This is a genomic window from Wenyingzhuangia gracilariae, assembly GCF_056387575.1.
In genome coordinates this window covers 3,260,615-3,286,739 of sequence record NZ_CM150748.1, presented here as the reverse complement: position 1 = coordinate 3,286,739, position 26,125 = coordinate 3,260,615, and the positions used below count along the sequence as shown (strand labels likewise).

21 protein-coding genes and 3 tRNA genes are annotated in these 26,125 nt (G+C 32.0%); 10 read left to right on the top strand and 14 right to left on the bottom strand.

Annotated elements, in window-relative coordinates:
• Positions 1-3 precede the first annotated feature (3 nt).
• The 10 genes from ACY2IJ_RS14470 to ACY2IJ_RS14425 form a co-directional block, all read right to left on the bottom strand.
• The gene (locus ACY2IJ_RS14470) at positions 4-1,278 is read right to left on the bottom strand and encodes a hypothetical protein (RefSeq protein WP_476725025.1); all 1,275 of its coding nucleotides are present in this window, start codon (positions 1,276-1,278) and stop codon (positions 4-6) included.
• Between the two features lie 184 nt (positions 1,279-1,462).
• Entirely contained in the window at positions 1,463-4,276 is a 2,814-nt protein-coding gene (locus tag ACY2IJ_RS14465) for a hypothetical protein (protein WP_476725024.1), read from the bottom strand.
• Positions 4,277-4,460: 184 nt separating this feature from the next.
• The gene (locus ACY2IJ_RS14460; RefSeq protein ID WP_476725023.1) at positions 4,461-5,243 is read right to left on the bottom strand and encodes a hypothetical protein; all 783 of its coding nucleotides are present in this window, start codon (positions 5,241-5,243) and stop codon (positions 4,461-4,463) included.
• A 167-nt stretch (positions 5,244-5,410) separates the two neighbouring features.
• Positions 5,411-6,835 carry a carbon starvation CstA family protein gene (locus ACY2IJ_RS14455; protein WP_476725022.1) on the bottom strand — a complete coding sequence of 475 codons (1,425 nt, stop codon included), beginning with the start codon at positions 6,833-6,835 and terminating at the stop codon, positions 5,411-5,413.
• A gap of 1 nt (position 6,836) precedes the next feature.
• Complete coding sequence (locus tag ACY2IJ_RS14450) at positions 6,837-9,239, bottom strand: glycoside hydrolase family 2 TIM barrel-domain containing protein (RefSeq protein WP_476725021.1); 2,403 nt, start codon at positions 9,237-9,239, stop codon at positions 6,837-6,839.
• Between the two features lie 262 nt (positions 9,240-9,501).
• Positions 9,502-9,574 (bottom strand) — tRNA-Lys (locus ACY2IJ_RS14445).
• A 5-nt stretch (positions 9,575-9,579) separates the two neighbouring features.
• Positions 9,580-9,661: transfer RNA gene (locus ACY2IJ_RS14440), tRNA-Tyr, on the bottom strand.
• Positions 9,662-9,694: 33 nt separating this feature from the next.
• Positions 9,695-9,767 (bottom strand) — tRNA-Lys (locus ACY2IJ_RS14435).
• A 71-nt stretch (positions 9,768-9,838) separates the two neighbouring features.
• A complete protein-coding gene (locus ACY2IJ_RS14430; protein ID WP_476725020.1) occupies positions 9,839-10,600 on the bottom strand; it encodes an ABC transporter ATP-binding protein in 762 nt (253 codons plus the stop codon).
• A gap of 6 nt (positions 10,601-10,606) precedes the next feature.
• Positions 10,607-11,347 carry an MlaE family ABC transporter permease gene (locus ACY2IJ_RS14425; protein ID WP_476725019.1) on the bottom strand — a complete coding sequence of 247 codons (741 nt, stop codon included), beginning with the start codon at positions 11,345-11,347 and terminating at the stop codon, positions 10,607-10,609.
• 97 nt (positions 11,348-11,444) lie between these two features.
• Here ACY2IJ_RS14425 and pafA point away from each other — a divergent pair, with 97 nt between their 5' ends.
• Positions 11,445-13,094, top strand: a complete 1,650-nt coding sequence (pafA, locus tag ACY2IJ_RS14420) for an alkaline phosphatase PafA (protein ID WP_476725018.1) — start codon at positions 11,445-11,447, stop codon at positions 13,092-13,094.
• A 71-nt stretch (positions 13,095-13,165) separates the two neighbouring features.
• On the opposite strand, the gene ACY2IJ_RS14415 is transcribed toward pafA, so the two are convergent.
• The 3 genes from ACY2IJ_RS14415 to ACY2IJ_RS14405 form a co-directional block, all read right to left on the bottom strand.
• Entirely contained in the window at positions 13,166-14,524 is a 1,359-nt protein-coding gene (locus ACY2IJ_RS14415; RefSeq protein ID WP_476725017.1) for a dihydrolipoamide acetyltransferase family protein, read from the bottom strand.
• Positions 14,525-14,659: 135 nt separating this feature from the next.
• On the bottom strand, positions 14,660-15,220 hold the full coding sequence (locus ACY2IJ_RS14410; RefSeq protein ID WP_476725016.1) for a YceI family protein: 561 nt from the start codon (positions 15,218-15,220) through the stop codon (positions 14,660-14,662).
• A gap of 23 nt (positions 15,221-15,243) precedes the next feature.
• Positions 15,244-15,663 (bottom strand): MarR family winged helix-turn-helix transcriptional regulator, encoded by a 420-nt coding sequence (locus tag ACY2IJ_RS14405; RefSeq protein ID WP_476725015.1) that lies wholly within the window; start codon positions 15,661-15,663, stop codon positions 15,244-15,246.
• Between the two features lie 215 nt (positions 15,664-15,878).
• On the opposite strand from ACY2IJ_RS14405, the gene ACY2IJ_RS14400 reads away from it, so the two are divergent.
• From ACY2IJ_RS14400 to ACY2IJ_RS14375, 6 genes are all read left to right on the top strand, one after another.
• Entirely contained in the window at positions 15,879-16,859 is a 981-nt protein-coding gene (locus ACY2IJ_RS14400) for an outer membrane beta-barrel protein (RefSeq protein ID WP_476725014.1), read from the top strand.
• Positions 16,860-16,951: 92 nt separating this feature from the next.
• Entirely contained in the window at positions 16,952-17,290 is a 339-nt protein-coding gene (locus ACY2IJ_RS14395; protein WP_476725012.1) for a P-II family nitrogen regulator, read from the top strand.
• 33 nt (positions 17,291-17,323) lie between these two features.
• Positions 17,324-18,526, top strand: coding sequence for an ammonium transporter (locus ACY2IJ_RS14390; RefSeq protein ID WP_476725011.1), 1,203 nt, complete (start codon positions 17,324-17,326; stop codon positions 18,524-18,526).
• Between the two features lie 107 nt (positions 18,527-18,633).
• A complete protein-coding gene (locus ACY2IJ_RS14385; RefSeq protein WP_476725010.1) occupies positions 18,634-18,972 on the top strand; it encodes a P-II family nitrogen regulator in 339 nt (112 codons plus the stop codon).
• A gap of 130 nt (positions 18,973-19,102) precedes the next feature.
• Positions 19,103-19,441: a P-II family nitrogen regulator gene (locus ACY2IJ_RS14380; RefSeq protein WP_476725009.1), complete on the top strand. Its 339-nt coding sequence runs from the start codon at positions 19,103-19,105 to the stop codon at positions 19,439-19,441.
• Positions 19,442-19,445: 4 nt separating this feature from the next.
• Positions 19,446-20,702 carry an ammonium transporter gene (locus ACY2IJ_RS14375; RefSeq protein ID WP_476725008.1) on the top strand — a complete coding sequence of 419 codons (1,257 nt, stop codon included), beginning with the start codon at positions 19,446-19,448 and terminating at the stop codon, positions 20,700-20,702.
• A gap of 70 nt (positions 20,703-20,772) precedes the next feature.
• Here ACY2IJ_RS14375 and ACY2IJ_RS14370 read toward each other — a convergent pair whose 3' ends face one another.
• Positions 20,773-22,863: a S9 family peptidase gene (locus ACY2IJ_RS14370; protein ID WP_476726570.1), complete on the bottom strand. Its 2,091-nt coding sequence runs from the start codon at positions 22,861-22,863 to the stop codon at positions 20,773-20,775.
• Positions 22,864-23,013: 150 nt separating this feature from the next.
• Here ACY2IJ_RS14370 and ACY2IJ_RS14365 point away from each other — a divergent pair, with 150 nt between their 5' ends.
• The 3 genes from ACY2IJ_RS14365 to speB all read left to right on the top strand — a co-directional run bounded on the left by ACY2IJ_RS14365 (position 23,014) and on the right by speB (position 26,110).
• The gene (locus ACY2IJ_RS14365; protein ID WP_476725007.1) at positions 23,014-23,319 is read left to right on the top strand and encodes a YbaB/EbfC family nucleoid-associated protein; all 306 of its coding nucleotides are present in this window, start codon (positions 23,014-23,016) and stop codon (positions 23,317-23,319) included.
• Positions 23,320-23,787: 468 nt separating this feature from the next.
• Positions 23,788-25,188, top strand: coding sequence for a type III PLP-dependent enzyme domain-containing protein (locus ACY2IJ_RS14360; protein ID WP_476725006.1), 1,401 nt, complete (start codon positions 23,788-23,790; stop codon positions 25,186-25,188).
• Positions 25,178-26,110, top strand: coding sequence for an agmatinase (speB, locus tag ACY2IJ_RS14355; protein ID WP_476725005.1), 933 nt, complete (start codon positions 25,178-25,180; stop codon positions 26,108-26,110). Before ACY2IJ_RS14360 ends, speB begins: the two co-directional genes overlap by 11 nt.
• Positions 26,111-26,125: the final 15 nt, after the last annotated feature.

Genomic DNA, 26,125 nt, shown 5'->3' with positions numbered 1-26,125 from the left:
TGTTTACAAAGCTACTTTTACAGCTTCTTGTAAAGTTCCTTTAGAAATTTTAACAATATAAACCCCATTAGCCAAACCTGTGTTTTTTACTTGTTGTCCTGTAACAGTATATACAGCATCTAAATTTGCTCCATAAACAGAAATCACTCCATTTGCAGCATCTACAACAGCTCCTTCTATTTTGTTACTTTTTGTAGATAACGTAGCCCCTGTAATACTTGCAGAAATTTGATCAATATACACAACATCACCTGCCAATAAATTTTCTGAATTTCCATCTCCATAATTAATAGAAAACCAAAAAGTAACTCCATCAAAAGCATCAGGACAGTTTAAATTAAATGTTAACTCTTCCCAATCCATTGCTGTATTAGTACTAGAAACACTAGCAATTGGTTTTGTTGATGTTTCTACTCCACCATTGGTTAACCTAACTCTTGCAGACATTTTAATAGGAGTAGTTCTATTTGTTTTTACCCACATTTTTACTTGAATCATTGATCCTGCAGAATAAGAGTTTTCATATACTTTTTCATAGTTACTAAAGATCCAATACGTTGAATCTGCATTCCCCGTAAAATTAAGTTTTAAACTTTGGGAACCATCATGCACTTGAGTTGAAGTAACACCTCTAGTAACAAAGGTTTTGTTGTTATCAATTAAATGGGTTATTCCTGTAGGCCCATCAAAACCAGGGTTTTGAATAAATTCTGAATAAGTAGTAGCTGGCATAGAGGTCAAAAACTCTATCTCATCTAAATAAAAAGCATCACCTGCTGTATCAGGTTCATTCTCTCTTACCATTAAATAAAAGTTAGATATATCTCCTGTCCATAGCGTATAATTACTCATATCCAAATACGTAGTTACATATTCATCTGAATTAACTCCAATAGCAAAGTCTATACTTAAACTTTCATTAGTCTTAATTACTTCATTATTTCCATTCGTTCCTCCTAACCTAAGTTGATTTCCGTTTGTTTCATTTTTATAAACAATTTTTATAAACTTAGTTGTGGTTGCATTGATCCCTGTTACTACTGTACCAGAACCATTGTTTTTAATTCCAAAATTTGAATTTGCACCTGTTCTTTCAAGTTTTAATGCTCCACTTGCTGCTACACCTTCTCCAGAAGCATGAGAAACAATACTCGTTTCCCCCCAACTCTTTGACCAGTTTTGTAAATCTGTATCAAAATTAAAAGTTTGAGCCTGTAATTCTGCTCCAATAAAAGCTGACAAAGCCAAGATTCCCGATTTTAGTAGTTTTTTTATCATATTAATAAATTTTTGGTTTTAAATATCTTGTTAATGTAAAAAAAACACTAAAAAAACATCAATACAATATTAATAAAATTCAATACTTTTTTGACAAGTACTCAATATCTAGAAATATTATAAAAAAACAGCGCTTTTACATTTCTTCAAAGTGCTGTTTTTTTTCAATCCAAATAAGTATTTTTTACAAAGACTCTTTAATGGTAACGTCTATAAATCTAAACCCTCCTAACGGAATTTCTAATTCTATTTTTGTTCCTTTTAGATTAAAAGACTCATTCGTTAATACATCTTTTATAGCAACTGGCTGTACTGTTTGAAACTGAACATATGCTTTGCTCTTTTTAGGGTTAATATAACCATTGTCTATTAATGTTAACCTTAATTTTTTAGGAGCAATTTGAGCTACTACCCAAGCTACATCTCCAGAAACTGTAATCGGCATTTTTTTAGCCCCTTCTTTAATTGCTGTTTCTACCTCTTTATAATACTCATCAGCCTTATAAGTTTGCTTTCCATCAGCAGAGTAATAATTACGACCATCAGTAATAAATTCTTTTAAAATATTTTTATAAATAGGATGCAAATTATCTTTTAAGAAGCCTCTAGGAGCATTCTTATCCGCAAACACACCTTTTTGAGGAGGAGTAATTAAAACCAATCCGTTAGGATAAGGTGCTAGAAAATTGACCCTTCTTTCTTTTACTCCTGCTGCATACCTTGAAAAATCCCAATTGGTAACTTGTGCTCCTGGCCAAGAACCATTCATTCTACTAAACACAAACGGATTGTTTTTCTCAAATTCTTCATCATAAAAAGTAGTCCATTTCACATTAGCTCCATCGTTTAAAAAATGATGATCTGGCTCTTTCATACTTATGTGCACTGGAGAAATACTCAACACTTCATTTCTTTTAGGCACATACAAAGCTCCTTTAGCTATTAACTCCCAGTAAACACTCATGTAATCTTGATTTATTGAAAAGTTATTGATAAACTGTGCTCCGTTTGAAGTGTGAAAAATTAACATTCTTAGAAAATGACTTGGCAATCTTTGATATCCCAACTGACGAGCTCTATCTATAGACACATTATCTGGAACAGCACGTGTACCCCAACCATTTACAGCACCACTTGTCCACATTCCCATTCTACCTGCCAAACTTAATTCCATTGTTTTATCTGTGGTTTCTTCCATAGAAGGAACAAACACATCTGCAAACTCCCCAGACATTAACCTAGACCATTGGTTTAAATAATTTGAACCCAACCAAAACACGTTCTTATTTCTTAAAAATACATTTGTGTTTTTTCCTTTTGCATAAGTAGCCAAAGGATATAGTAAATGATTGGTTAAAAACCTTAAATTTTCTGGATTGTGATCTTCTACTTCTGGATAAATTAACACCGTCTTTTTTCCGTCTGCTTTGTCTATTACTTTTTTAGTAGTTTCTAAACTAAACATAAACGGATCATTACCATGCCCTGCCCAATAAGCAACTCCTGGTTGCCCTACATATTTTTTTGTAATTGTTTCTAAAGCTTGCTGTTGTGTTAACGTATATTTTTTTCTTCTATCTCTTGCTTTTTTATACTTGGCATTTTCAAAATTAGATCTATCAAATTTTTCTACATTTCTCATAAATATAGAATTTAAAAACGTTGGGGTTTGATACTTTCTATCGATCTTATTTTTTAGACCTACCAAATGATCAGGAACACCTTCTGTCATCAAAAACACAGATTCGGATTTGTTTTGCTCTTTTGGTTTTTCAAAATCTTTTAAGTTTTTGGCAAGTAACTCTCTTTCTTTAAGAATCTTTTCTATTTTTCCCTTAGGGCTTAAAGATGTAAATTTCTTTTTCCAATCTTTTTGATGAACATCGATAACATGAATACAACTACCTCCACTTTGAGCACTAGCCAATAATACTTTACCAGTATTCACATCTTTCCATAAATCATTATACGCATATGTTCCCTCTAATTTTTCTTCTTTTGTAGGGTTTTGAGCTGTATATAAACGTATTTGACTTCCTGCTCTACTTAAAAAAGTATCATCATTAATTAAAACGGTGTGTACAATATCATACCCAAATTTTACTCTGCTAATTTGTTTAAAACGGAATGTATCGCTTTGTAAATCATAGGTAGATACCAACAAATCATTTACATGTGCCGAAGCTCCCAAAATTACATCTTCGTTCCCATCGTTATTTATATCTGTAATTTCTATGTGCCCAATAGGTCTAATTCTAATTTTTTTCTTTAAATCTTTGGTAGCTTGAATTGCTGTTTTTTTGAATGGAACATCTTCTAAAGGATTAAAGAAATACATAGTTCCTGGCACATTCATATGATTGTTACTTCCTAAGACCAACAAAACTTCTGTTCCATCTGATTTTTTAATAGGTCTTATAAAATTGGCAACACATTCGTTACTTTTAGGCATTTCCTTTTTGTACTTACTCCATGGCTTTTCAATAGAAAAAACAGAAGAGTGAATGGTTTTTAACAATACTCCTTTGGGAGATAAGTAATAAATATTTTTATCAAAACCACCAGCCACAACATACGATTCTTTTCCTTTTTTAAGAATAGTTACTGCATACATAGGAGCATCGTTCTTTTTAAAACTCCACAATAACTTTCCTTTAAAGTCTAAACAATAAATAGAACCATCTGCATTGGCAACTACAATTTCATCTTTTCCATCGTTATCTAAATCTCTACACCACAAATCGTGATTCATAAAACCTGACAACTTGTTTTCCCATAAAGTTTTTCCACTATAAGAAACCCCTATTGCGGTACCTTCAAAACTACTTCCTACAATGTAAGACTCTTTTTTGTTTACAGCTGTTCTTACCTTAGTAATTGTATAATCAGTTTCTATGCTATATAAAGCAGATTTCACATCTACTTTTTGAGCTTTTACTTGTGGGATGAATGTTAGCAATCCCAATCCTAAACTCATAAATATTTTTAATGACTTCATTTTTTGTTATTAAATTAAAACGGTGTTTTGTGTCCAAATAAATATCTTTTTTCTAAAAGGAATGTACTCCATAGTTTATTCGTTGTCTTTGGTTATAAAATAATACTTAAAAAATAACAAGCAAAAAAGCCACTGAATTTAAATCAGTGGCTTTTCTTCAAAATTTTAGAAGTACTATCAATAATTATAGTACAACTTTAATAGCATCTTGTTTTGTTCCTTTAGATATTTTAACAATGTATACTCCACTAGCCAAACCAGTAGTTCCTACTTGTTGACCTGTAATAGAATACACTGCATCTAAATCTGCTCCCGTAACATTAATAGAACCGTTTTCTGCTTTTACAGAAGCTCCTTCTATTTTTGAAGTAGCTGTTGATAAAGTTGAAGTCTCAACAAAAGCAACATCATCCAGATAAATCTTAGCTTTTATAGTTGGCAAGGTAGCAAAGTTCACTGTAGACCAATAAGCACTTCCATCAGCATTCGTAAAATCAAAAGATTTACTAAACATTGTCCACGTACCTGGTGTTACCGTACTAAGATCAATTGTAGCTTGTTCAAACTGTCCACCATTTTTTTGAGAAGTAACTTTTAAAACTCCATCAGTTGCAACATCAACATACACATAACCTACAATCGCATAATTTACATCAGATCCTGCATCACTATCAAAATCAAAGTTTCCCTCTTTATTTACATTAGACCTCCATGTCTGTAACTTAGGTGTTGCTATTGGTATCGTAGTAGAAAAATCTGCTAACATACTGTAAGTACCTGTTCTTGCCACAGCATTTGATTGCGTAAAACCGCCTACCTGAGTCCAAGCTGTTACAACATCAGAAGTTCCACCACTGTAATCTACACTTGTCAATTCAAAACCAAATGCATCAACATTTGATATTTGAGCATTTGCCCCAAAAGCCATCAAAAACATAACTGATATTTGAAGTAATTGTTTTTTCATAATATTTAAAATTTAATAGTTTAATTATGAATACGAAATAATTACAATTCAAGAAAAGTTATATCTATCTATGTAAATTAGATGTCTTTCTCTGTTAATTTTTTACAATAAAAAAAGCACACCTACTAGGCATGCTTTCACATTTTATAAAAAATTTTAAACTTTTTTTATTTTTTACTTCTTTTAACAAACACTATAAATAAAATAGTAATTGCTACTGTTAGCAATGCTCCTAGCGTATAAGCCCATTGTTTTTCTAACTGAAAACCTTCTGGAGCTATTAAAATATAAGTACTACAAACCATAGTCATAAAAATGGCAGGTAACAACGTAACCCAATAATTCTTTTGCTTACCTATTAAATAGACCGTTATAGTCCACAAAACAATAACTGCTAATGTTTGGTTGGCCCAAGCAAAATACCTCCAAATAACAGCAAAATTTACTTTGGTTAACACAAAAGCCACTACAAATAAAGGAATACTAATATACAATCTCTTATAAATACTTTTTTGATCGAACGAAAACACATCTGCTAGAATTAACCTTGCAGATCTAAAAGCTGTATCTCCTGAAGTAATTGGAGCTGCAACAATTCCTAAAACTGCTAAAATTCCACCTATACTCCCTAACATATTTAACGATATTTCATTGGCTGCCCACGCTGCACTATTTCCATTTTCAGCCATTGCTTGGTTTAGTCCATTTACATCACCAAAAAACACCATGGCTGCTGCTGCCCAAACTAAAGCAACAATTCCCTCAGTAATCATAGCTCCAAAAAACACTTTTTTTCCTTCCACTTCATTTTTAACACAACGAGCCATTAAAGGAGATTGTGTAGCATGAAAACCCGAAATTGCTCCGCAAGCAATGGTAATAAACAACATAGGAAAAATAGGTGTGTTTTCTGAATTGTGTTTCATGTTAACCAAATTAGAAGGAATTATTTCTGGAATATGATAATCTCCCGTTAACAAAACCACCAGCAAACCTAAAGCCATAAATAACATTGCTGCTCCAAATACAGGATACAGTTTACTAATAACCTTATCTATAGGTAACAAGGTTGATAATATATAATAAATTAAAATAAAAGCAACCCAAACAGAAATTCCTAAAGCATTTGCTGTCATTCCATCTATTATTTTGGCGGGACCTACTAAAAAAACAGCTCCCACAAAAATTAACAATACCACTGTAAAAAAACGCATGAACTGTTTGATGGCATTCCCTAAATAAACCCCAACCACTTCACTAATACTTAACCCTCCATGACGTAACGACATCATTCCAGAAAAATAATCGTGAACTGCACCTCCAAAAATACATCCAAAAACAATCCATAAAAAAGCCGATGGTCCATACATTGCTCCTGCAATGGCTCCAAAAATAGGGCCTAGACCAGCAATGTTAAGAAACTGAATTAAAAAAACTTTCCACAAAGGCAAAGGCATATAATCAATATCATCTCTCTGACTGATGGCTGGGGTTTCTTTATTAGGATCTATAACAAAAATGTTTTCTATTATTTTTCCATACACAAAATAGCCTACTACTAAAATGACTATTGAAATTACAAATGATATCATACTATTTAATTACTTGTTTTGCTGTTTTTAAATGATCTGCACTTACTATTATTTCTATTTTTCCTTCTTCCAACACCTTAAGAATTAACAAACACTTTCCTTGATGGGTTTTGCATTTTTCTTTGTTTGTAAAACTTAAATGATCTTGCATATCTCCATTATCAAAAGCCAAAATTTTTGCATTGTTACTAACAAACACTGTTAAGTCTTCCGATTCCCAAGTTACTAACTTTCCCTTTTTATCTAAAACACTTACCTCTACCTGAACAACATCTCCTTTATGCAACTCCTGTTTATTAGTCTTTAATTGAATTTTATATGCTTTTTTTGTTGTGTATAACACATCTTCTGTTACTTTTTTTCCGTTAGTGTACCCCACTGCTTTTAATTCACCAGGTTGATAAACTACTTTTTTCCATTTCATGATTTTATTTGGAAAATCTACCATTTTTTGAGTTCCTATTTTTTTTCCACTCACATACAACTCCACCACATCACAGTTGGTATAGGTTACCAAATCATATGCTTTTCCTTTTTCTAAATTCCACGTTGCATCCATTGGAGGCCAACCCCATCTTCCTGAAGTAGAAAAATCATCTGCATCTCCTTGATAAACATAGGTTTTAATCATTGGAGTATCTGTCCATAAGGATTGATAAAAATAAGCTCTGTTCTTTTTGAAACCTGCAAAATTTAACAAACCGCTATCTGCACCCAATTTTGGCCATTTTTTTGATTCTCCTAAATAATCCATTCCAGACCATAAAAACAGTCCCATATTATGTTCATTCTCTAACACATTAAACCAAGGTGATTTTTCTATATTGGCAAATCTTTTTTCTGCTGTGCTATTAAAATACGTATAGCTTTCCGTGCTTACAAAAGGTTTTCCTGGATTTTGTACTCCAATAGCTTTACACCATTGTTCTCCGTAATTCAATGCAATTAAATCCATATACTCACAGGTTTCTATAATGTCTTTTACTTTTTGCGAGGGTACACCATCTCTTCCTCTTTCCATTCCCGAAATCACAGGTCTTGAAGTATCTATAGTCCTCACAAAATTGGTGTATTTTTTCAACCCCACCTTCTGCTCAATTGTTCCTGGGGAATGATTCTCGTTTCCTACACTCCAAATAATTACACTAGGATGGTTGATGTCTCTACGAATAGATTGCTCGTAATTTTTTTGCCATTCTGTTTCAAAATAAGGATTGGCAAACCCCATAGGGTTAAAGAAATTTCCTTTTCTTGTTTTTCCCCTCACAAAACCATCATCATTCCACTTATCTACAAACTCGTCCATTACTAAAAACCCCATTTCATCGCACAAATTCATAAACTCTGGTGCTGCCACGTTGTGTGCTGTTCTTATCGCATTACAACCTATTTCTTTTAAGGTTTGTAATCTTGTTCTCCAAACTTCAATAGGCACCGCTACACCTAAAGAACCTGCATCTACATGCAAACAAACTCCTTTCATTTTTAAAGATTTTTCATTTAAAAAGAATCCTTTTTTAGCATCGAACTTTAGGGTTCTTACTCCAAAAACACTTTCGTAATCATCTACCACTTGTCCATTGATAATAATTTGAGTAAGTGCTTTGTACAAATTAGGAGCATCAACATGCCACCTTTTAGGGTTTTTAAGTGTTATTTTTTGTAAGGTTTTGTAGGTTGTATTTAAGGTAGTATTGACAACGTTTGTTGCTAGCCCTACTTGATTATTAGCTTCATCAAACAAAGTAGTTTTAAGAGTTACTTGCTCTTTATTAGCAAAGTTTTCTATTAAGGTTTCTATTTCAACTGTTGCCTCTTTATTGTTTATTTTAGGTGTAGTTATTTTTGTACCCCAATTCTTTACATGTGTATTGTGGGTAATGGTTAACCAAGTGTTTCTGTAAATTCCAGATCCTGTATACCAGCGAGCACTTGGTTGGTCGGAATGATCTACTCTAACAGCAATTACATTAGGTTCATCAAACTTTAAAAATTCAGTTATATCGTAGTAAAAACTAGTAAATCCGTCGTATTGTGCTCCTACATAAATTCCGTTAATCCAAACTTTAGCATTTCTATAAATAGCATCAAATTGAATTTCTATATACTTTCCTTTGTGTTTTTTTGGCAATACAAATTCTTTTCTATACCATCCAATTCCACCAGGCAGCCATGCATTTCTACCTGAATTTGATTCACTCAGTTTTTGCTCTATACTCCAATCATGCGGAAGGTTTAATTCTCTCCAAGCAGCATCCTGATATGTTGTTTCTGAATACTGTAAACTATCGGACAAACTAAATTTCCAATTACTATTAAAACTCTTTTTAATTCTGATTTTATTCTGAGCCAGCAAAGACATACTTATAAGCAAACAGAAACCATACAAAATTTTGATTTTCATTTTTAATTCCATTTAATTTTTAAGGCAAAAACTTTTTTACATCAACTACACAAACAGTAATATTTGTAAAGAGTTAACACACGCTATTCTTCTAAACACCAAAAATAGAAGAAACAAAGTGCTTATATGTCTCTGTAGATGTATGAAATGAATTTATAAGTATAGAATTGTTCTTAAAAAAGAGGATATTTTAAAAAAAAAGGGAATTCAAACATTTTTATTTTAAGCATAAAAAAAGCTTCCCTGAAAAGGGAAGCTTTTGTGACCGGGCTGGGGCTCGAACCCAGGACCCTCTCCTTAAAAGGGAGATGCTCTACCAACTGAGCTACCAGGTCGTCCGTGGTGAGAGAAGGATTCGAACCTTCGAAGACATAGTCAGCGGATTTACAGTCCGCCCTCGTTGGCCACTTGAGTATCTCACCATGCAATTGAATGTTGTTTAATTTTTGTCTTAGTGACCGGGCTGGGGCTCGAACCCAGGACCCTCTCCTTAAAAGGGAGATGCTCTACCAACTGAGCTACCAGGTCATAAACGCCATTCGTTATTGCGGGTGCAAATATAGGACTTTTATACAGTTACACAAAACTATTTTTAGATTTTATTTATCTAAATATACCTTTCTTACATTTTTAAATAAATTGGAACTGTACACAAAATCCACAACTGCTTCATTATCAGTTTTGAATATATCATCACTGGTTCCTTCCCACTCTTTTAAACCATCTTTTAAAAAAATAATTTTTTCTCCAATTTCCATTACAGAATTCATATCATGGGTATTTATCACCGTTGTAATCTCATATTCATCGGTAATTTCTTGTATCAATTTGTCTATTACAATTGCTGTTTTAGGATCTAGACCAGAGTTCGGTTCATCGCAAAATAAATATTTAGGTTTGGTTACTATAGCTCTGGCAATAGCCACTCGTTTTTGCATTCCTCCTGATAATTCTGCTGGAAATTTTTGATTGCTATTTACCAAATTTACTCTGTTAAGTACAAAATTTACTCTTTCCAACATTTCCTCTTTACTTTGCTTTGTAAACATTTTTAACGGAAACATAACATTTTCTTCAACTGTCATCGAATCAAACAAGGCAGATCCTTGAAAAACCATACCTATATCTTGTTTTAATTGTCTTTTATCATCAACAGACATAGATTCTGTACTAGTTCCATTAAATTCAATAATTCCTTTGTCTGGCAAATGCAATCCTAATAACGTTTTTAAGAAAACGGTTTTACCAGATCCACTTTGCCCTATTATTAAGCTTGTTTTAGTGGGTTCAAAAATGGCATCAATTCCTTTTAATACGGGGGTTGATCCAAACCCTTTTTCTACTCCTTTTACTTCTATCATAACAATTTAGCTTAATAACATTTGGGTTAAAAAATAATTGGTAATAATGATCATTACAATTGTCCAAACCACTGCTTTTGTGCTTGCTCTACCTACTTCTAAAGAACCACCTTTTACATAATATCCAAAATAAGAAGGAACAGTAGCTATTAAAAATGCAAATACGGTAGATTTTATTAAACTATATCTTATTAAAGAAGGTTTAAAATCCATTCTAATTCCTGCTATATAATCGTATTGTTCAAACAATCCTGTTACCACTCCAGCAATCCATCCTCCTAGAATACCTAAGGTCATTGCTAACAAAACAATAAAAGGATAAAAGAAAACAGTGGCTATTATTTTGGGTAATACTAAGTAGTTTAAGGAGTTAATCCCCATTACTTCTAACGCATCTATTTGCTCTGTAACACGCATGGTTCCAATACTTGAAGTAATATAAGAACCTACTTTACCTGCTAAAATAACCATTATAAAGGTTGATGAGAATTCTAAAATCATAGATCTTTTGGTGGCAAAACCAATTAAATCTTTAGGAATAATAGGATCTTCTAAGTTTAACGCGGTTTGGATAGCAACAACTCCTCCAATAAAAAAAGAAATAAAAGCAACAATACCTATTGATTTTACTCCCAAATCATCTATTTCTCTTAATACTGCATCTTTAAAGATTTTTGCTTTTTGTGGTCTTCTAAAAACACTTTTTAGCATAATTACATAAGCTCCAATACTTTTTATATAAGTCATTCTATAGATTTTTAGCTAAAATATCAAATCCTTAACAATTAAGTAGTGTATTCTAATTACTTTTAACCCCATTAATATTTTAAAATTATATATTCTTATGAAAAAATTAATGAGCTTTATTTTATTGTGCAATTTATGCATTGTAAACGCTCAAAAAAAGCCCAAATTGGTAGTGGGGATTATTGTAGATCAAATGAGATATGATTACTTACTCCGTTTTAACGATAAATTTGGTTCTAAAGGATTTAACAAATTAATTGCTGACGGTACACTTTACCAAAGCGGACATTACAACTACATACCTACCTATACAGCTGTTGGTCATGCATCTGTATACACAGGTACAACTCCTAAAAACCATGGGATTATTGGAAACAACTGGTATGATAAATTTGAAAAAAAATCTATTTATGTGGTAGATGATGAAAAACACAAAACAATTGGTTCTAGTTCTAAAGAAGGTGCTAAATCTCCATATAGATTAATTGCTTCTACCATTGCAGATCAACTAAAAATTTCTCAAAATTTTAAAGGAAAATCTATTGGAATAGCTATTAAAGACAGATCGGCTATTTTACCTGTTGGACATACTGCCGACATTGCATATTGGTTTGATGGAGCCAATAATGGAAAATGGATTACTAGTTCTTTTTACACAGATAAATTACCTAATTGGGTACACACATACAACAACGAAAACAAGCTTAAATTAGATGAATATTTGGCTAGTCCTTGGGTAACCTCTAAAAAAATAGAGGACTACACAGAATGTACTACAGACAACCAGTATTTTGAAGGAACATTCCACACAGAAGACAAACCTATTTTTCCACATGACTTGCCTAAAATTAAACACGAAAACGGAAATTATAGTTTGTTAAAAACCACTCCTTTTGGAAATAGTATTACTTTAGATTTTGCCAAGCAAATTGTTAAAAACGAAAAATTAGGAAAAGACAAAAATCATTCAGACTTTTTAGCTGTTAGTTTGTCTAGCACCGATTATATCGGACACAAATACGGTCCAGCTTCTGTAGAAATAGAAGATACTTATTTGCGTTTAAATAAAGATTTAGATGATTTTATTAATTTTTTAAACAGCAAAGTTGGAAACGATAATTATGTTTTGTTTTTAACAGCAGATCATGCGGTAGTACAAATTCCACATTATTTAATAGACCATAAAGCTCCTGGCGGGTATTTTTCAAATAAAGAATTGTATAAAAAATTAACCGATTTTACGTTTAAAAAATACAAATCTGCCAAGCTGATAGAAAACATATCTAACAATCAAATATTTTTGAATAAAAAAGAAATCTCATCATTAAACCTAAATATCGAAAAAATTGAGAATGAACTTATAGAAGAACTTATAGAATATCCAGATATTCACAAAGTGGTTTCTGCACACACATTGCAAAGAACAGAATTTACCAAAGCTCCTTTAAGTTTGGTTCAAGAAGGGTACAATCAAAAACTATCTGGTGATGTTATATTTACCCTAGAGCCTACAATTATTAGTAGCAGCTATATAAAAGGTGGAACAACACACGGAACCGGATACAATTATGACACACATGTTCCTATTATTTTTTACGGAAGTGGTATTGCCAAAGGTAAAGTGGTAAAAAAATCTGTAAACATTACTCAAATAGCACCTACAGTTAGCAACCTTCTTCATATACAAGAACCTAACATGAGTTCTACAAAAATATTAACAGAAGTATTTAAAGCAAAAGAAGATTGATGTTTTAGTTAAAAGCAAAAAAAATCCTTTTAGAACATTCTAAAAGGATTTTTTTGCTTTATTATTTGGTTTTAAATTTCTTTATTTACATCCCAAGCTTCTAAAATATCTTTAATTTCTTTTATAAACATTCCTCCCAAAGCTCCGTTTATCACTCGGTGATCATAAGAATGTGACAAGTACATTTTTTGACGAATCCCTATAAAATCTCCCTCTGGTGTTTCTATAACCGCAGGAACTTTTCTAATAGCCCCTATGGCTAATATTGCACATTCTGGCTGATTGATGATTGGAGTTCCAAAAACGGAATCAAAGCCACCAATATTAGTAACTGTATACGTACCCCCTTTAACCTCGTTTGGTTTTAAATTGTTAGATTTAGAACGTGCAGCCAGATCATTTACACTTTTAGTCATGCCCACCAAGTTTAAATCCTGAGCATTTTTAATCACAGGTACAATTAAATTTCCATCGGGCAATGCAGATGCCATTCCTAAATTAATGACTTTTTTAACAACTACTTTATCTTCTCCATCAAACGTAATATTTACCAACGGATATTTTTTTAACGCTTGAGCCACCACCATCATAAATATAGGTGTGTAAGATAATTTTTCCCCTTCTCTTTTTAAGAAACTGTCTTTTACCTTAGCTCTCCATTTTGCCACATTGGTTACATCTACCTCTATAAAAGATTGTACATGCGCTGCCTTGTGTTTAGAGTGTAACATGTGATCCGAAATTAACTTCCCCATTCTAGACAAGGTTATCAATTCATCTCCTGTATTTACTTCTATATTAGGAACGATTTCTTTTGGAATCTGAATTGTTTTATCTCCTAATTCTTTAGTCGCCATTTCCTTTTTTACAGGTTGTTCGGTTTTAACCTCTTTAGATTTATCGCTTACATAGGCTAAAATATCTTCTTTGGTTACTCTACCATCTAAACCAGAACCTTTTATAGCATCTAATTCTTGTTGAGAAATTCCTTCTTTAGCCGCAATATTTTTTACAAGTGGCGAATAAAAATTCCCATCAGTATTGGTTATGGTTGTTTTTTTGACATTTGTAGTACTCTCTATAGCTTGATCTACCTCTGCCTCAACAGTCAAAATTGCTTCCTCTACCTCAGCAGATTCAACTTTGTTGTTTGGAATTGCTATTGTTAAACCAGGATTTGGTGCATCAGCATCAGTTTCTATTACTGCTAAAACCTGACCTACTTTGACAACATCTCCTTCTTGAAATTTTTTTTCAATTAGTACACCAGACACATCACATGGAACATCAGAATCTACTTTATCTGTAGCTATTTCTACAACAGACTCATCTAATTCAATAGCATCTCCTACTTCTTTTAACCAAGAAGTAATCGTAGCTTCTGCTACGCTTTCTCCCATTTTAGGTAATTTTAATTCAAATTTAGACATGTATTCTTATTTGTTTCTTGTGCGAATTTACTAAATATAGTGGTCTTTATATATATCCTAAATAATTATATAAGTAAAAAAGCCTGATAGTAGTTAACTATCAAGCCTTTAGTTTTAAACTAAACTCTATTTTATTTAAAATACAATGTTTACAGACAATTCAAACTCATCATTAATAGCTTTGTCTTTTAAGTTGTCAAAGAAAGAAGCAGATCCGTAACGGATATCAAACTTAGTTCTGTCTATTTTAACATCTCCAGAAATTGTGTTTCCTTTTTTAACTAATGTAAATGCCTTCTTTTCTGTGTGTCCTTTAATAGTTAAGTTTCCTTTTACAGTATTCCCTTCTACACTAGTAATTACAAAAGTTGCTGTCGGGTGTGCTGCAACTCCAAAAAAGTCATCAGATTTTAAATGTCCTTCTAATTTGTTTTTATACTCTCCTTCTAAATCTTGTACATTTATAGAATTCATATCTACTGTAAAAGAACCTCCTACAAGTTTTCCTTCTTTTAGAACGACATTTCCTGATTTAAAATTAATTGTACCATTGTGTTTACCTGTTACTTTTTTACCTACCCATTCAATAGTACTCTTTTTTACATCTATTGGTTTTTTACCTGCATAAACAGATAGAGACATTGTAAATACAGCTAAAACTGCTAAAATTCCTGATTTAATTTTTGTTGTTTTCATTTTATTTAATTTTTGTTGTTAATTTATTGCTTTATTTTTTCTAATAATCTTATTAATTGAATTAATTCTTCTTTGTTTAAGTTTTGAGTTAGTTTTTTTTCATAGTCTATTAATGTTTGATCTATACCTGCCAAAAGTCCTAAACCTTTGTCTGTTATAAAAATCTCAATCTTTCGTCGGTTTTCCTCACAAGTCTTACGTTCTAACAAACCTTTTTTTCTAAGTTTTTCTACCAATCGGGTAGTATTACTCATTTTATGAATCATATGTTCATGTAATACGTATAAGTTTATAGGTAATCCATCTTGCCCCCTCAGTATACGTAAAATATTATACTGCTGTACTGTTAAATCATATGTTTTCATAAAACCGTTTAATTGTTCCACCATATAATTTCCAGAAACCATTAATTCTATGACAGCTTTATTATTTAGATTTTGCATTGTTTTAACAGTTTTAAATAGTTGTAACTACAACAAATGTATATACAACAATTATAAAAAACAAGTAAAAAAACTATTTTTTTTACAGCTACTTAGTTAGTAAACACTAGCAATACGTATAAAACTGCGAAAAAGCAGGTACTTTTTTCTTGCACAATACGTATTAATACGTAGCTTTGTCTCAGATAAAACTTAAAAACACAAAAAACTTTATCATGAAAAAAATTATTTTATCAGCAATCATGTTAACAGGTATGTTAACTTTTGCACAAGAAGGAAAATTAACTGTATCTGGAACTGTTGATGTTTATGGAACAGTAAACACTGTAGATGGACCTGGTGCTCCTGGATTATTAGTTGATGCTCCACAAAACGCAACTATGTTTGGTTTAGGTATGGCAAACACAATTTTTTCTTATGAAGCTGGAAAAGCTGGTGCTGTTGTAGATTTAGCTTACGGACCAAGATCTGCAGATGCTTCTGGATTTGGAAGTATTGTTAACCAAATGTATGCTTACTACTCTATAAACGATCAATTAACAGTAACTGCCGGACAGTTTAACACATTTTTAGGATATGAAGTAATTTCTCCTGCAGCTAACTTTAACTATACTGTATCTTATTTATTTAATGAAGGACCATTTACTCATGTTGGTGCTAAATTAGACTATACTGCTTCTGAAGATTTATCTTTTATGTTAGCTGTAACAAACCCACATGGTAACTTTGGAACTGGTTATGGTAACGAGTATGCTCAATTAGGTTTTCAAGTAGGATTTAAAGGTCAATACTTAAACATTGCATATGGTGCTGATGGATTTGGTGCTACAGATCAATTATATATTGACTATACTGGAGGGTTTGACTTAGCTGAATCTACGTATTTAGGTATTAACACTGCGTTTTCTAGATCTTCAGATACTGAAGCTGGATACCAAGGTGTGGCATTGTACTTACAACAAGCTATTTCTGATTCTTTCTCTTTAGGATTACGTCCTGAATACTTTGAAAGAGTTGCTGATTCTGACAACAGTGCTAGTGTAACTGCAATCACTTTAACTGCAAATGCAGCTTTAACTGAAAACTTAAGCGTTATTGCTGACTTAAGAGTTGACTCTTCTGATGATGCTATTATTGAAGGATCTGCTGAAGATAGCTTTACTCAATTCACAGTTGCTGCTGTATACTCTTTCTAATTCTAGAAAAGTTTAAAACATAAATCATCTGGCAAGGTGTGAGTCTTGCCAGATAACAAAAATATATTCAACCTAAATTTAAACTTTCAATTATGAAAAAAATCGAAGCAATCATCAGAAAATCTAAGTTTTCTGAGGTAAAAGAAGCTTTACACGATGTAGGTGTTAACTTCTTTTCTTACTGGGACGTGACTGGGCTAGGAAACGAAAAAGTAGGTAAAGTATACCGTGGTGTATCTTTTAGTACTAATGATATCCAAAGACGTCAATTGTCTATTATTGTAAATGATGATTTTGAACAAATTACAATAGAAACACTATTAAAAACAGCTTCTACAGGTGAAGTCGGTGATGGAAAAGTATTTGTATCAGAAGTATTAGAAACTTACCGTATCCGTACAGGAGAAAAAGGAAGTGACACATTAAAATAAACCAAAACTAAAAACTTTTAAAATTTAAAAATTATGGATACAAGTGCAATCATGGGAGCTTTGTGGATCATTATATCAGGAATCTTAGTATTCTTTATGCAAGCAGGATTTACCCTAGTAGAAGTAGGATTTACAAGATCTAAAAACGCAGGAAACATTATTATGAAAAACTTAATGGACTTAATTGTAGGTTCTATTGGGTTTTGGGCAATAGGATATACAGTAATGTATGGTGAAACTATTGGTGGTTTTATAGGAACTCCTTCTTTATTTTACAACGAAGGTGCAGATATGTTTAACCTATTCTTTCAAACTGTATTTGCTGCAACCGCTGCAACTATTGTCTCTGGAGCTGTAGCTGGTAGAACTAAATTTACCACTTATATTATTTTCTCTTTTATTGTAACAGTAATTATCTACCCAATTTCAGGACACTGGCAATGGCAAGGTGACGGATGGTTAACTCAATTAGGATTTATTGACTTTGCTGGATCTGCAATTGTACACTCTGTAGGTGGATGGGCTGCATTAATTGGAGCTATGTTAGTTGGACCAAGAATTGGTAAATATAAAGATGGTGTTTCTCAAGCAATACCAGGACACAACATTGTATATGGTGCATTAGGTGTAATGATCTTATGGTTAGGATGGTTTGGATTTAACGGAGGTTCTCAATTAGCTTTTGGTTCTGAAGAAGATGTAATTGCTGTTGGTAACATTTTAATTAACACAAACTTAGCTGCTGCATGTGGAGCTGCTGCTGCCTTATTCTACACTTGGTTACGTTACGGACAACCAGATATTTCTATGACTTTAAACGGAGCTTTAGCTGGATTGGTAACTATTACTGCTGGATGTGCTAACGTTTCTGCTGGTTCTGCTGCAATTATGGGATTAATTGGTGGTGTATTAGTAGTAATTGCAATTACTTTTATTGATGAAAAATTAAAAATTGATGATCCAGTAGGTGCTGTTTCTGTACACGGAGTTTGTGGTACTTTAGGTACTATTTTAGTTGGTGTATTTGCTACCGAAGGTGGATTAATTAACGGTGGTGGTGCTGCATTATTAGGAGTACAAACTATTGGAGCATTAGCATATGCAGGATGGGCTTTAGTTACCGCTTTCATAGTATTCTCTATCTTAAAGGCAACTATTGGTCTTAGAGTTTCTGAAAAAGAAGAAATTGAAGGTTTAGATAAAGCTGAACACGGAATTGGAGTTTATAACGAATAATAAAATTCATTCTAATTTTATATGAAAAACAGCCTAAATCTTATCTAGAATTAGGCTGTTTTTTTATTCGCAAAAAATGTATCTTTAATTTATAAAATAGTATTAAAATGAAAAAAATAGAAGCAATTATTAGAAAATCTAAATTTTCTGAAGTAAAAGAAGCATTACACAATGTTGGGGTAAACTTTTTCTCTTATTGGGATGTAACTGCATTGGGTAACGAAAGAGTTGGTAAAGTATACCGTGGTATTTCTTTTAGTACTGCAGACATACAAAGAAGATTTTTATCTATTATAGTAAATGACGATTTTGAAGAAGCAACCATAAGTGCCATCTTAAAATCTGGAGCAACTGGTGAAGTAGGTGATGGAAAAATATTTGTTTATGATGTAAACGAAACCTACCGTATTAGAACCGGTGAAAAAGGTGGAGAAACCCTGAGATAACAAGTACATACTTAAAAAAAAATACTAAAGTACGTAGTGAAACGCAACTCACTACGTACTTTTTTTGTTCTCTAAAAAGGCTATTCAATTCATATCTATTATATTTGCCACTGATTATAAAACTAAAACAATGAAAAAAATCGAAGCAATCATCAGAAAATCTAAGTTTTCTGAAGTAAAAAAAGCTTTACACGAGGTGGGAGTTAACTTTTTTTCCTATTGGGATGTAACCGCTTTAGGTAATGAAAGAGTTGGAAAAGTCTACAGAGGTATTTCCTTTAGTACAGCAGACATTCAAAGACGTTTCTTATCTATAATTGTAAATGATGACTACGAACAAGCTGCCATTGATGCCATTTTAAAATCAGGTTCTACTGGTGAAGTAGGTGATGGAAAAATATTTGTATACGACGTAAATGAAACTTACCGTATTAGAACTGGTGAAAAAGGAGGAGAAACTTTAAGATAAAATTATGGAAACTACATTAAACTTTACAATAAACAACGTGTGGATGATGATATCAATTGCCTTGGTATTTATTATGCACTTAGGGTTTTCTGCTTTAGAAGTAGGATTGGCCAGATCTAAAAACGCTATCAACATTTTATTTAAAAACTTTATGATTGTTGCCATAGGTTTAATCACCTATACAATATGTGGTTTTAACTTAATGTATCCTGGATTTGAAGAAGCTTCTTCTGGAGTTTTTGGTTTTGCAGGATGGGGACTTTCTTTACCTGAAGGAGGATTAACAGCTGCTTATGCAGATGGATATACATATTGGACAGACTTTTTATTTCAAGGAATGTTTGCTGCAACAGCTGCTACAATTGTGTCTGGAGCTGTGGCAGAAAGAATTAAATTAAATTCCTTTTTAATCTTTTCTTTAATTTATGTTGGGGTTGTTTACCCTATTGTAGGTTCTTGGAAATGGGGTGGTGGATTTTTAGATCAAATGGGATTCTATGATTTTGCAGGATCTAGCTTGGTGCATTCTGTTGGTGGATGGGCAGCTGTAGTTGCTGTTATTTTATTAGGGCCTCGTATTGGTAAATATTTACCTGATGGAACTATTAAACCTATAGAAGGACACAATATGCCTTTGGCTGCTTTAGGAGTTTTCCTATTATGGTTCGGATGGTTTGGTTTTAACGGTGGTTCTGTATTATCTGCAGATCCTGGTGTGGTATCTCTTGTGTTAGTAACCACCTCTTTAGCGGCTGCTTCTGGAATTATTGCAGCTTTTATAACCTCATATTTTAAATTTAAAACATATGATGTTACCATGGCTTTTAACGGTTCTTTAGCTGGTTTGGTAGGAATTACTGCTGGAGCAGATTTAATGTCACCAATAGATGCAATTATTATTGGATTTATTGCAGGGGTAATTATTGTTTTTGCAGTAGGTATAATTGATAGATTAAAATTAGACGATCCTGTTGGGGCAATTGGTGTACACTTAATTTGTGGTATTTTTGGTACTCTTGCTGTAGGAATATGGGGAGACAAAGGTGTATTTAACACAGGTTCTTTAAGTCAACTAGGAATACAAGCTTATGGAGTAATGGTTATAGGAATTACTTGTTTAATTACTTCTTTTATTATTCTTTTTGCCATTAAAAAGACTCTTGGTTTACGTGTTTCTGAAAAAGAAGAAGTTGAAGGTTTAGACATACATGAACATGGAATGAATGCCTATGAAGGGATTAACTTAAATGATAATGATTAATTATTTTTAATTAATTTATACAAAAAAAACCGAGCTATATGCTCGGTTTTTTTGTTTAATATCAAATACATTATTCTGTTATTCCTTCTAAATCTAAGATAAACGTATACTCTTTGGCCACTTCTTTCAAAGCATCAAACCTACCCGATGCTCCACCATGACCAGCTTCCATATTGGTATGCAAATATAGCTTGTTGTTATCCGTTTTAAGCTCTCTTAATTTTGCTACGTATTTTGCTGGCTCCCAGTACTGAACCTGAGAATCATGCAAACCTGTAGTTACCAACATATTAGGATACTCTTTTGCTTCTATATTATCATATGGTGAATATGATTTTATATAGTCATAATATTCTTTTTCGTTAGGATTTCCCCACTCGTCATATTCTCCTGTAGTTAAAGGAATACTTTCGTCTAACATAGTAGTCACTACATCTACAAAAGGAACAGCAGATATAATTCCATTAAACAACTCCGGATTCATATTGGCCACAGCTCCCATTAATAATCCACCTGCAGAACCTCCCATGACATATAAATGTTTAGGTGATGTTATTTGATGATCTATTAAATATTTGGCACAATCTACAAAATCATTAAACGTATTTTTCTTTTTCAACAATTTTCCATCTTCATACCAAGGTCTACCTAAATATTCAGACCCTCTAACATGAGCCAATGCAAAAACAAATCCTCTATCTAGCAAACTTAATCTTGTGGTACTAAAACTATCATCAACCGTATGCCCATAAGATCCGTAAGCGTACATTAACACAGGTGTTTGATTGTTAACTACTGTGTTTTTGTGATGTACAATAGACAAAGCTACTTTTTTACCATCTCTAGCTGTTACCCAAATACGTTTACTTGTGTAGTTTTTTTTATGAAACTTTCCTCCTAGTACTTCTTGTTCTTTTAACACCTTTTCTTCTTGAGACACCATGTTAAATTCTATTACAGAACTAGGTGTGGTCATAGAATTGTATCCGTAACGTAACCACTCTGTATCAAATTCTGGATTGCTATATACGTAGCAAGAATAGGTTTCTTCTGAAAAAGGCAGGTAATAATCTTGCGAACCATCCCAACGAATAATTCTTATTTTACCCAAACCTTCTGCTCTTTCTTCTAACACTAAAAAGTCTTTAAAAATAGTAGCATCTTCTAACAAAACGTTTTCTCTATGTGGAATTACATCTACCCAATTTTCTTTTGATGTTGCTGTTACTGGAGTCTTCATCAATTTAAAATTTGTAGCCCCATCTTTATTGGTTAAGAGATAAAAGTAATCTCCATAATGCATAACACTGTATTCTAAATCATTTTCTCTTTTCTGAAAAATTTGAAATTCACTATTAGGTTGATCTGCTTCTATAAATTGATATTCGGTTTGTAAAGTACTATAAGATCCTATTACAATGTATTTTTTAGATTTTGTTTTTCCAACATACACATTATAGGTTTCGTCTTTTTCATGATAGACCAAAACATCTTCAAAAGTTGCCGTTCCTAATTTGTGTCTATATACTTTATCGCTTCTAAGGGTTACATGGTCTTTTTTGTTGTAAAACAATGTTTTATTATCATTTGCCCATGTTGCAGACCCTGTGGTAAATTCAATCGTATCTTTTAAAATCTCTCCTGTTTCTAAGTTTTTTATTCTAAGAGTATATTGTCTTCTTCCTGTATCATCTACTCCATAAACCAATAGTTTGTTATTGGTACTTATAGAAAGTCCACTTACATCAAAATACTCAAACCCTTTTGCTAATGTATTTACATCTAACAAAATTTCTTCCTCTGCTTTTAAAGAACCTTTTTTACGCGTATAAATAGGGTACTGATTTCCTGTTTTGTAACGAGTAATGTAATAATATCCGTTTTTGTAAAAAGGTACAGAACTATCATCTTCTTTAATTCTACTTTTCATTTCTTGAAACAAATTTTCTTGAAATTCTAAAGTATGTTTGGTTTCTTCTTCATAAAAAGTATTTTCTTGGCTTAAATAGCTTAATACTTTTTGTGTTTTTTCTGATGGAATTTCTGCATTCTTTTCTGCATCCGATAATCGTAACCAATAGTAATTATCTATTCTAACATCGTTATGCTTTTTTAATTCTGTTGGAATTTTATGGGCTATTGGAGCTTCTATCACCTTCATTTTTTGACATTTAATTAGGGCAGTAAAAGTAATAAATCCTGCTAGGATACTTACATTTCTTTTTAGAATGTTTATCATGCTTTGTAAATCTATTTTGTGAAGGTATTGATAAACTTTTTATATTGCCAAAAAATTAAAAAAACACAAATTATGTTTGGAGACATGTCTAAAATGATGGGGCAGTTGCAAGAAGCACAAAAACATGTAGAAGCTGCTAAAGAACATTTAAATACCATTTTAATTGAAGGTACATCGGGAGGTGGTTTGGTAAACGTTACGGTAACAGCCAACCGAGAAATAAAAAAAATTGACATTAATGAAAATGTATTAGAAGACAAAGAAGCGGTAGAAGATTATTTAATTTTAGCCTTGAATGATGCTCTGAAAAAAGCGGACAAAATTAATGAACAAGAAATGGCTAATGCTGCCAAAAAAGGATTGCCTTTTGGTTTTTAATTAAGCGCTAATACTATTTAACATTTTAAACAAGAATTAAACATTTTTTAATAACAAGATTGTAAATTAAATATTGTATTCTGTTACAAACAAGATTCTTAAACCACTACCTAACAACAGTTTAAAACAACAAATAAGATTTGTTGTTTTTTTTTTACTTTTTTTTAAAAATACTTTTTCAGTTCAAAAAAAAAATTACTTTTGCCCTTATATAGAATTGTAAAAATGTATCAATTTTTATTTTTCGGTTATGTAAGTATGAAGATATTAAGTTTACATAATATGACGGTTAGTTATAACGAAATAAAAAAGTTTTCTTCAAAATTTTTCCTTTTTGTAAACAATCCTTTTAAAGTTTTAAGGTTAAGACACGTGTATTTGGTGATTAGAGTCTAATACCTATTATTTTTTTATGTAAACAAACCTCCTAGGAGGTTCATCATTTTTAATTCACAAAAAAATAATAAAATGCGTAATAAATATATAGATTTAATCAACCAAACTTTTTACTTTCCACAAGAAGAATTTAAATTAACTGAAAAGAACGAACTAACTTTTCATGATATTGATATTGCTAGTTTAATAGAAGAACACGGAACTCCTTTAAAAGTTACTTACTTGCCAAAAATTTCTGAAAACATTCAAAAATCAAAAAAATGGTTTGCCAATGCTTTTGAAAAATACAACTACAAGGGAAAATATTTTTATTCTTATTGTACAAAAAGTTCTCACTTTAAACATGTTTTAGACGAAGCATTGTCTAACAATATTCATATAGAAACATCTTCTGCTTTTGATATAAATATTGTAAACTCATTATTAGATTCTGGCAAAATAAACAAAAACACTTTTGTGATTTGTAACGGATTTAAAAGAGAACAATACATTCATAACATTGCAGATTTAATTAATAAAAAGCACAAAAACTGTATTCCAATTATTGATAACTACGAAGAGTTATCTTTATTAGAAGAACAAGTTGATGAGTGTTTAAATGTAGGGATTAGAATTGCATCAGAAGAAGAACCTAAGTTTGAATTTTATACCTCTAGATTAGGTATAGGTTACAAAAACATTGTTCCTTTTTACAAAAGACAAATTGAAGAAAACCCAAATGTTAATTTAAAAATGTTGCATTTTTTTATTAACACAGGTATTAAAGACAATGCATATTATTGGAACGAATTACACAAATGTTTAAAAGTATATGTTTCATTAAAAAAGATTTGTCCAACCTTAGATTCTTTAAATATTGGGGGTGGTTTTCCTATAAAAACATCTTTAGGTTTTGAGTATGATTATGAATACATGATTGATGAAATCGTAAATCAAATTAACACCGTTTGTTTAGAAGCAGGTGTAGATGTTCCTAATATATTTACAGAATTTGGAAGTTTTACTGTAGGAGAAAGTGGAGCTAATTTTTACAAAGTTTTGTATCAAAAACAACAAAACGATAGAGAGCTTTGGAACATGATAGACTCCTCTTTTATTACTACTCTACCTGATTCTTGGGCCATAAACAAGCGTTTTATTATGCTACCCATTAACCGATGGAATGAAGGATATGAAAGAGTTCTTTTAGGAGGATTAACTTGTGATAGTGATGATTATTACAATAGCGAACAACACAGTAATGCTATCTACTTACCAACTTATCATCCTGAAAAACCTTTGTATTTAGGATTTTTTAATACAGGGGCATATCAAGAATCTATAGGAGGTTTTGGAGGTTTACAACACTGTTTAATTCCACAACCCAAACAATTAATATTAAACCGAGATGAAAACGGAAACTTAACAACAACCGTTTTCAGAGAAAAACAAACACATCAAGAATTTTTAAAAATTTTAGGTTATGAAAACTAACTACGCAGGCATTTCTAACGAATATGCAAAAAAAGAAACCTCAAAAGTAGTAGTAATCCCTGTTCCCTATAAAGGAACAAACACTTGGCAACAAAACAGCCATAAAGGACCAGAGGCTTTTTTAAGCGCTTCTGAACACTTAGAGTTATACGACATAGAAACTGATTCTGAAGCCTACAAACAAGGTATTTATTTGGCCGATGTTGTTGCAGATACCAACAATGCAGAAAGCATGTCTTTAGCTGTATATGAAAATGTAAAAAGCTATTTAAAAACAAACAAATTTGTATCGGTAATTGGTGGAGATCACGCAGTGGTTATTGGAGCTATTAAAGCTTTTAACGAACACTACCAAAACCTAACTGTTTTACAAATAGATGCACATGCACGTTTGCACAAAGAAATAAACGGAGACAAAATAAACAACCAATGTGCTATGTACCACGCAAGTCAAGCAACCAACTTAATACAAGTAGGTATAAGAAGCATGGCTAGCATAGAAAAAACAGTTGTAGACACAGACAAAACATTTTTTGCAAACGAATTGGCTACAGATGATTATTGGATGGAAAACGCTATTGAAGCAATGACAGACAATGTAGTTATTTCTTTAAGCTTAGACGGATTAGACCCTTCTATTATGCCTGGAGTAGACAAACCTGTTCCTGGTGGTTTATTTTGGTACGAAATTTTAGAATTTCTTAAAACTGTTTTTGCAGAAAAAAATGTAATCGGAATTAATTTAGTGGGACTTTCTCCTTTAGAATACGACAAATCATCTGAAGCATTGGCTGCTAAATTGTACTATAAAATGCTTAGCTACAAATTTGAACTAGAGAAAGACGATAGTATAGAAATTGACGAACACAGTTTTTCTAAAAACGAAAACAAACTTGGTAAATTTAATAACGACGAAGAATAATAATACCCCTTAACT

What these genes read in the sequence shown, in the direction of transcription:
- ACY2IJ_RS14470 (WP_476725025.1), bottom strand. Translation starts at nt 1,278, where the DNA reads ATGATAAAAAAACTACTAAAATCGGGAATCTTGGCTTTGTCAGCTTTT.
- ACY2IJ_RS14465 (WP_476725024.1), bottom strand. Translation starts at nt 4,276, where the DNA reads ATGAAGTCATTAAAAATATTTATGAGTTTAGGATTGGGATTGCTAACA.
- ACY2IJ_RS14460 (WP_476725023.1), bottom strand. Translation starts at nt 5,243, where the DNA reads ATGAAAAAACAATTACTTCAAATATCAGTTATGTTTTTGATGGCTTTT.
- ACY2IJ_RS14455 (WP_476725022.1), bottom strand. Translation starts at nt 6,835, where the DNA reads ATGATATCATTTGTAATTTCAATAGTCATTTTAGTAGTAGGCTATTTT.
- ACY2IJ_RS14450 (WP_476725021.1), bottom strand. Translation starts at nt 9,239, where the DNA reads ATGAAAATCAAAATTTTGTATGGTTTCTGTTTGCTTATAAGTATGTCT.
- ACY2IJ_RS14430 (WP_476725020.1), bottom strand. Translation starts at nt 10,600, where the DNA reads ATGATAGAAGTAAAAGGAGTAGAAAAAGGGTTTGGATCAACCCCCGTA.
- ACY2IJ_RS14425 (WP_476725019.1), bottom strand. Translation starts at nt 11,347, where the DNA reads ATGACTTATATAAAAAGTATTGGAGCTTATGTAATTATGCTAAAAAGT.
- pafA (WP_476725018.1), top strand. Translation starts at nt 11,445, where the DNA reads ATGAAAAAATTAATGAGCTTTATTTTATTGTGCAATTTATGCATTGTA.
- ACY2IJ_RS14415 (WP_476725017.1), bottom strand. Translation starts at nt 14,524, where the DNA reads ATGTCTAAATTTGAATTAAAATTACCTAAAATGGGAGAAAGCGTAGCA.
- ACY2IJ_RS14410 (WP_476725016.1), bottom strand. Translation starts at nt 15,220, where the DNA reads ATGAAAACAACAAAAATTAAATCAGGAATTTTAGCAGTTTTAGCTGTA.
- ACY2IJ_RS14405 (WP_476725015.1), bottom strand. Translation starts at nt 15,663, where the DNA reads ATGCAAAATCTAAATAATAAAGCTGTCATAGAATTAATGGTTTCTGGA.
- ACY2IJ_RS14400 (WP_476725014.1), top strand. Translation starts at nt 15,879, where the DNA reads ATGAAAAAAATTATTTTATCAGCAATCATGTTAACAGGTATGTTAACT.
- ACY2IJ_RS14395 (WP_476725012.1), top strand. Translation starts at nt 16,952, where the DNA reads ATGAAAAAAATCGAAGCAATCATCAGAAAATCTAAGTTTTCTGAGGTA.
- ACY2IJ_RS14390 (WP_476725011.1), top strand. Translation starts at nt 17,324, where the DNA reads ATGGATACAAGTGCAATCATGGGAGCTTTGTGGATCATTATATCAGGA.
- ACY2IJ_RS14385 (WP_476725010.1), top strand. Translation starts at nt 18,634, where the DNA reads ATGAAAAAAATAGAAGCAATTATTAGAAAATCTAAATTTTCTGAAGTA.
- ACY2IJ_RS14380 (WP_476725009.1), top strand. Translation starts at nt 19,103, where the DNA reads ATGAAAAAAATCGAAGCAATCATCAGAAAATCTAAGTTTTCTGAAGTA.
- ACY2IJ_RS14375 (WP_476725008.1), top strand. Translation starts at nt 19,446, where the DNA reads ATGGAAACTACATTAAACTTTACAATAAACAACGTGTGGATGATGATA.
- ACY2IJ_RS14370 (WP_476726570.1), bottom strand. Translation starts at nt 22,863, where the DNA reads ATGAAGGTGATAGAAGCTCCAATAGCCCATAAAATTCCAACAGAATTA.
- ACY2IJ_RS14365 (WP_476725007.1), top strand. Translation starts at nt 23,014, where the DNA reads ATGTTTGGAGACATGTCTAAAATGATGGGGCAGTTGCAAGAAGCACAA.
- ACY2IJ_RS14360 (WP_476725006.1), top strand. Translation starts at nt 23,788, where the DNA reads ATGCGTAATAAATATATAGATTTAATCAACCAAACTTTTTACTTTCCA.
- speB (WP_476725005.1), top strand. Translation starts at nt 25,178, where the DNA reads ATGAAAACTAACTACGCAGGCATTTCTAACGAATATGCAAAAAAAGAA.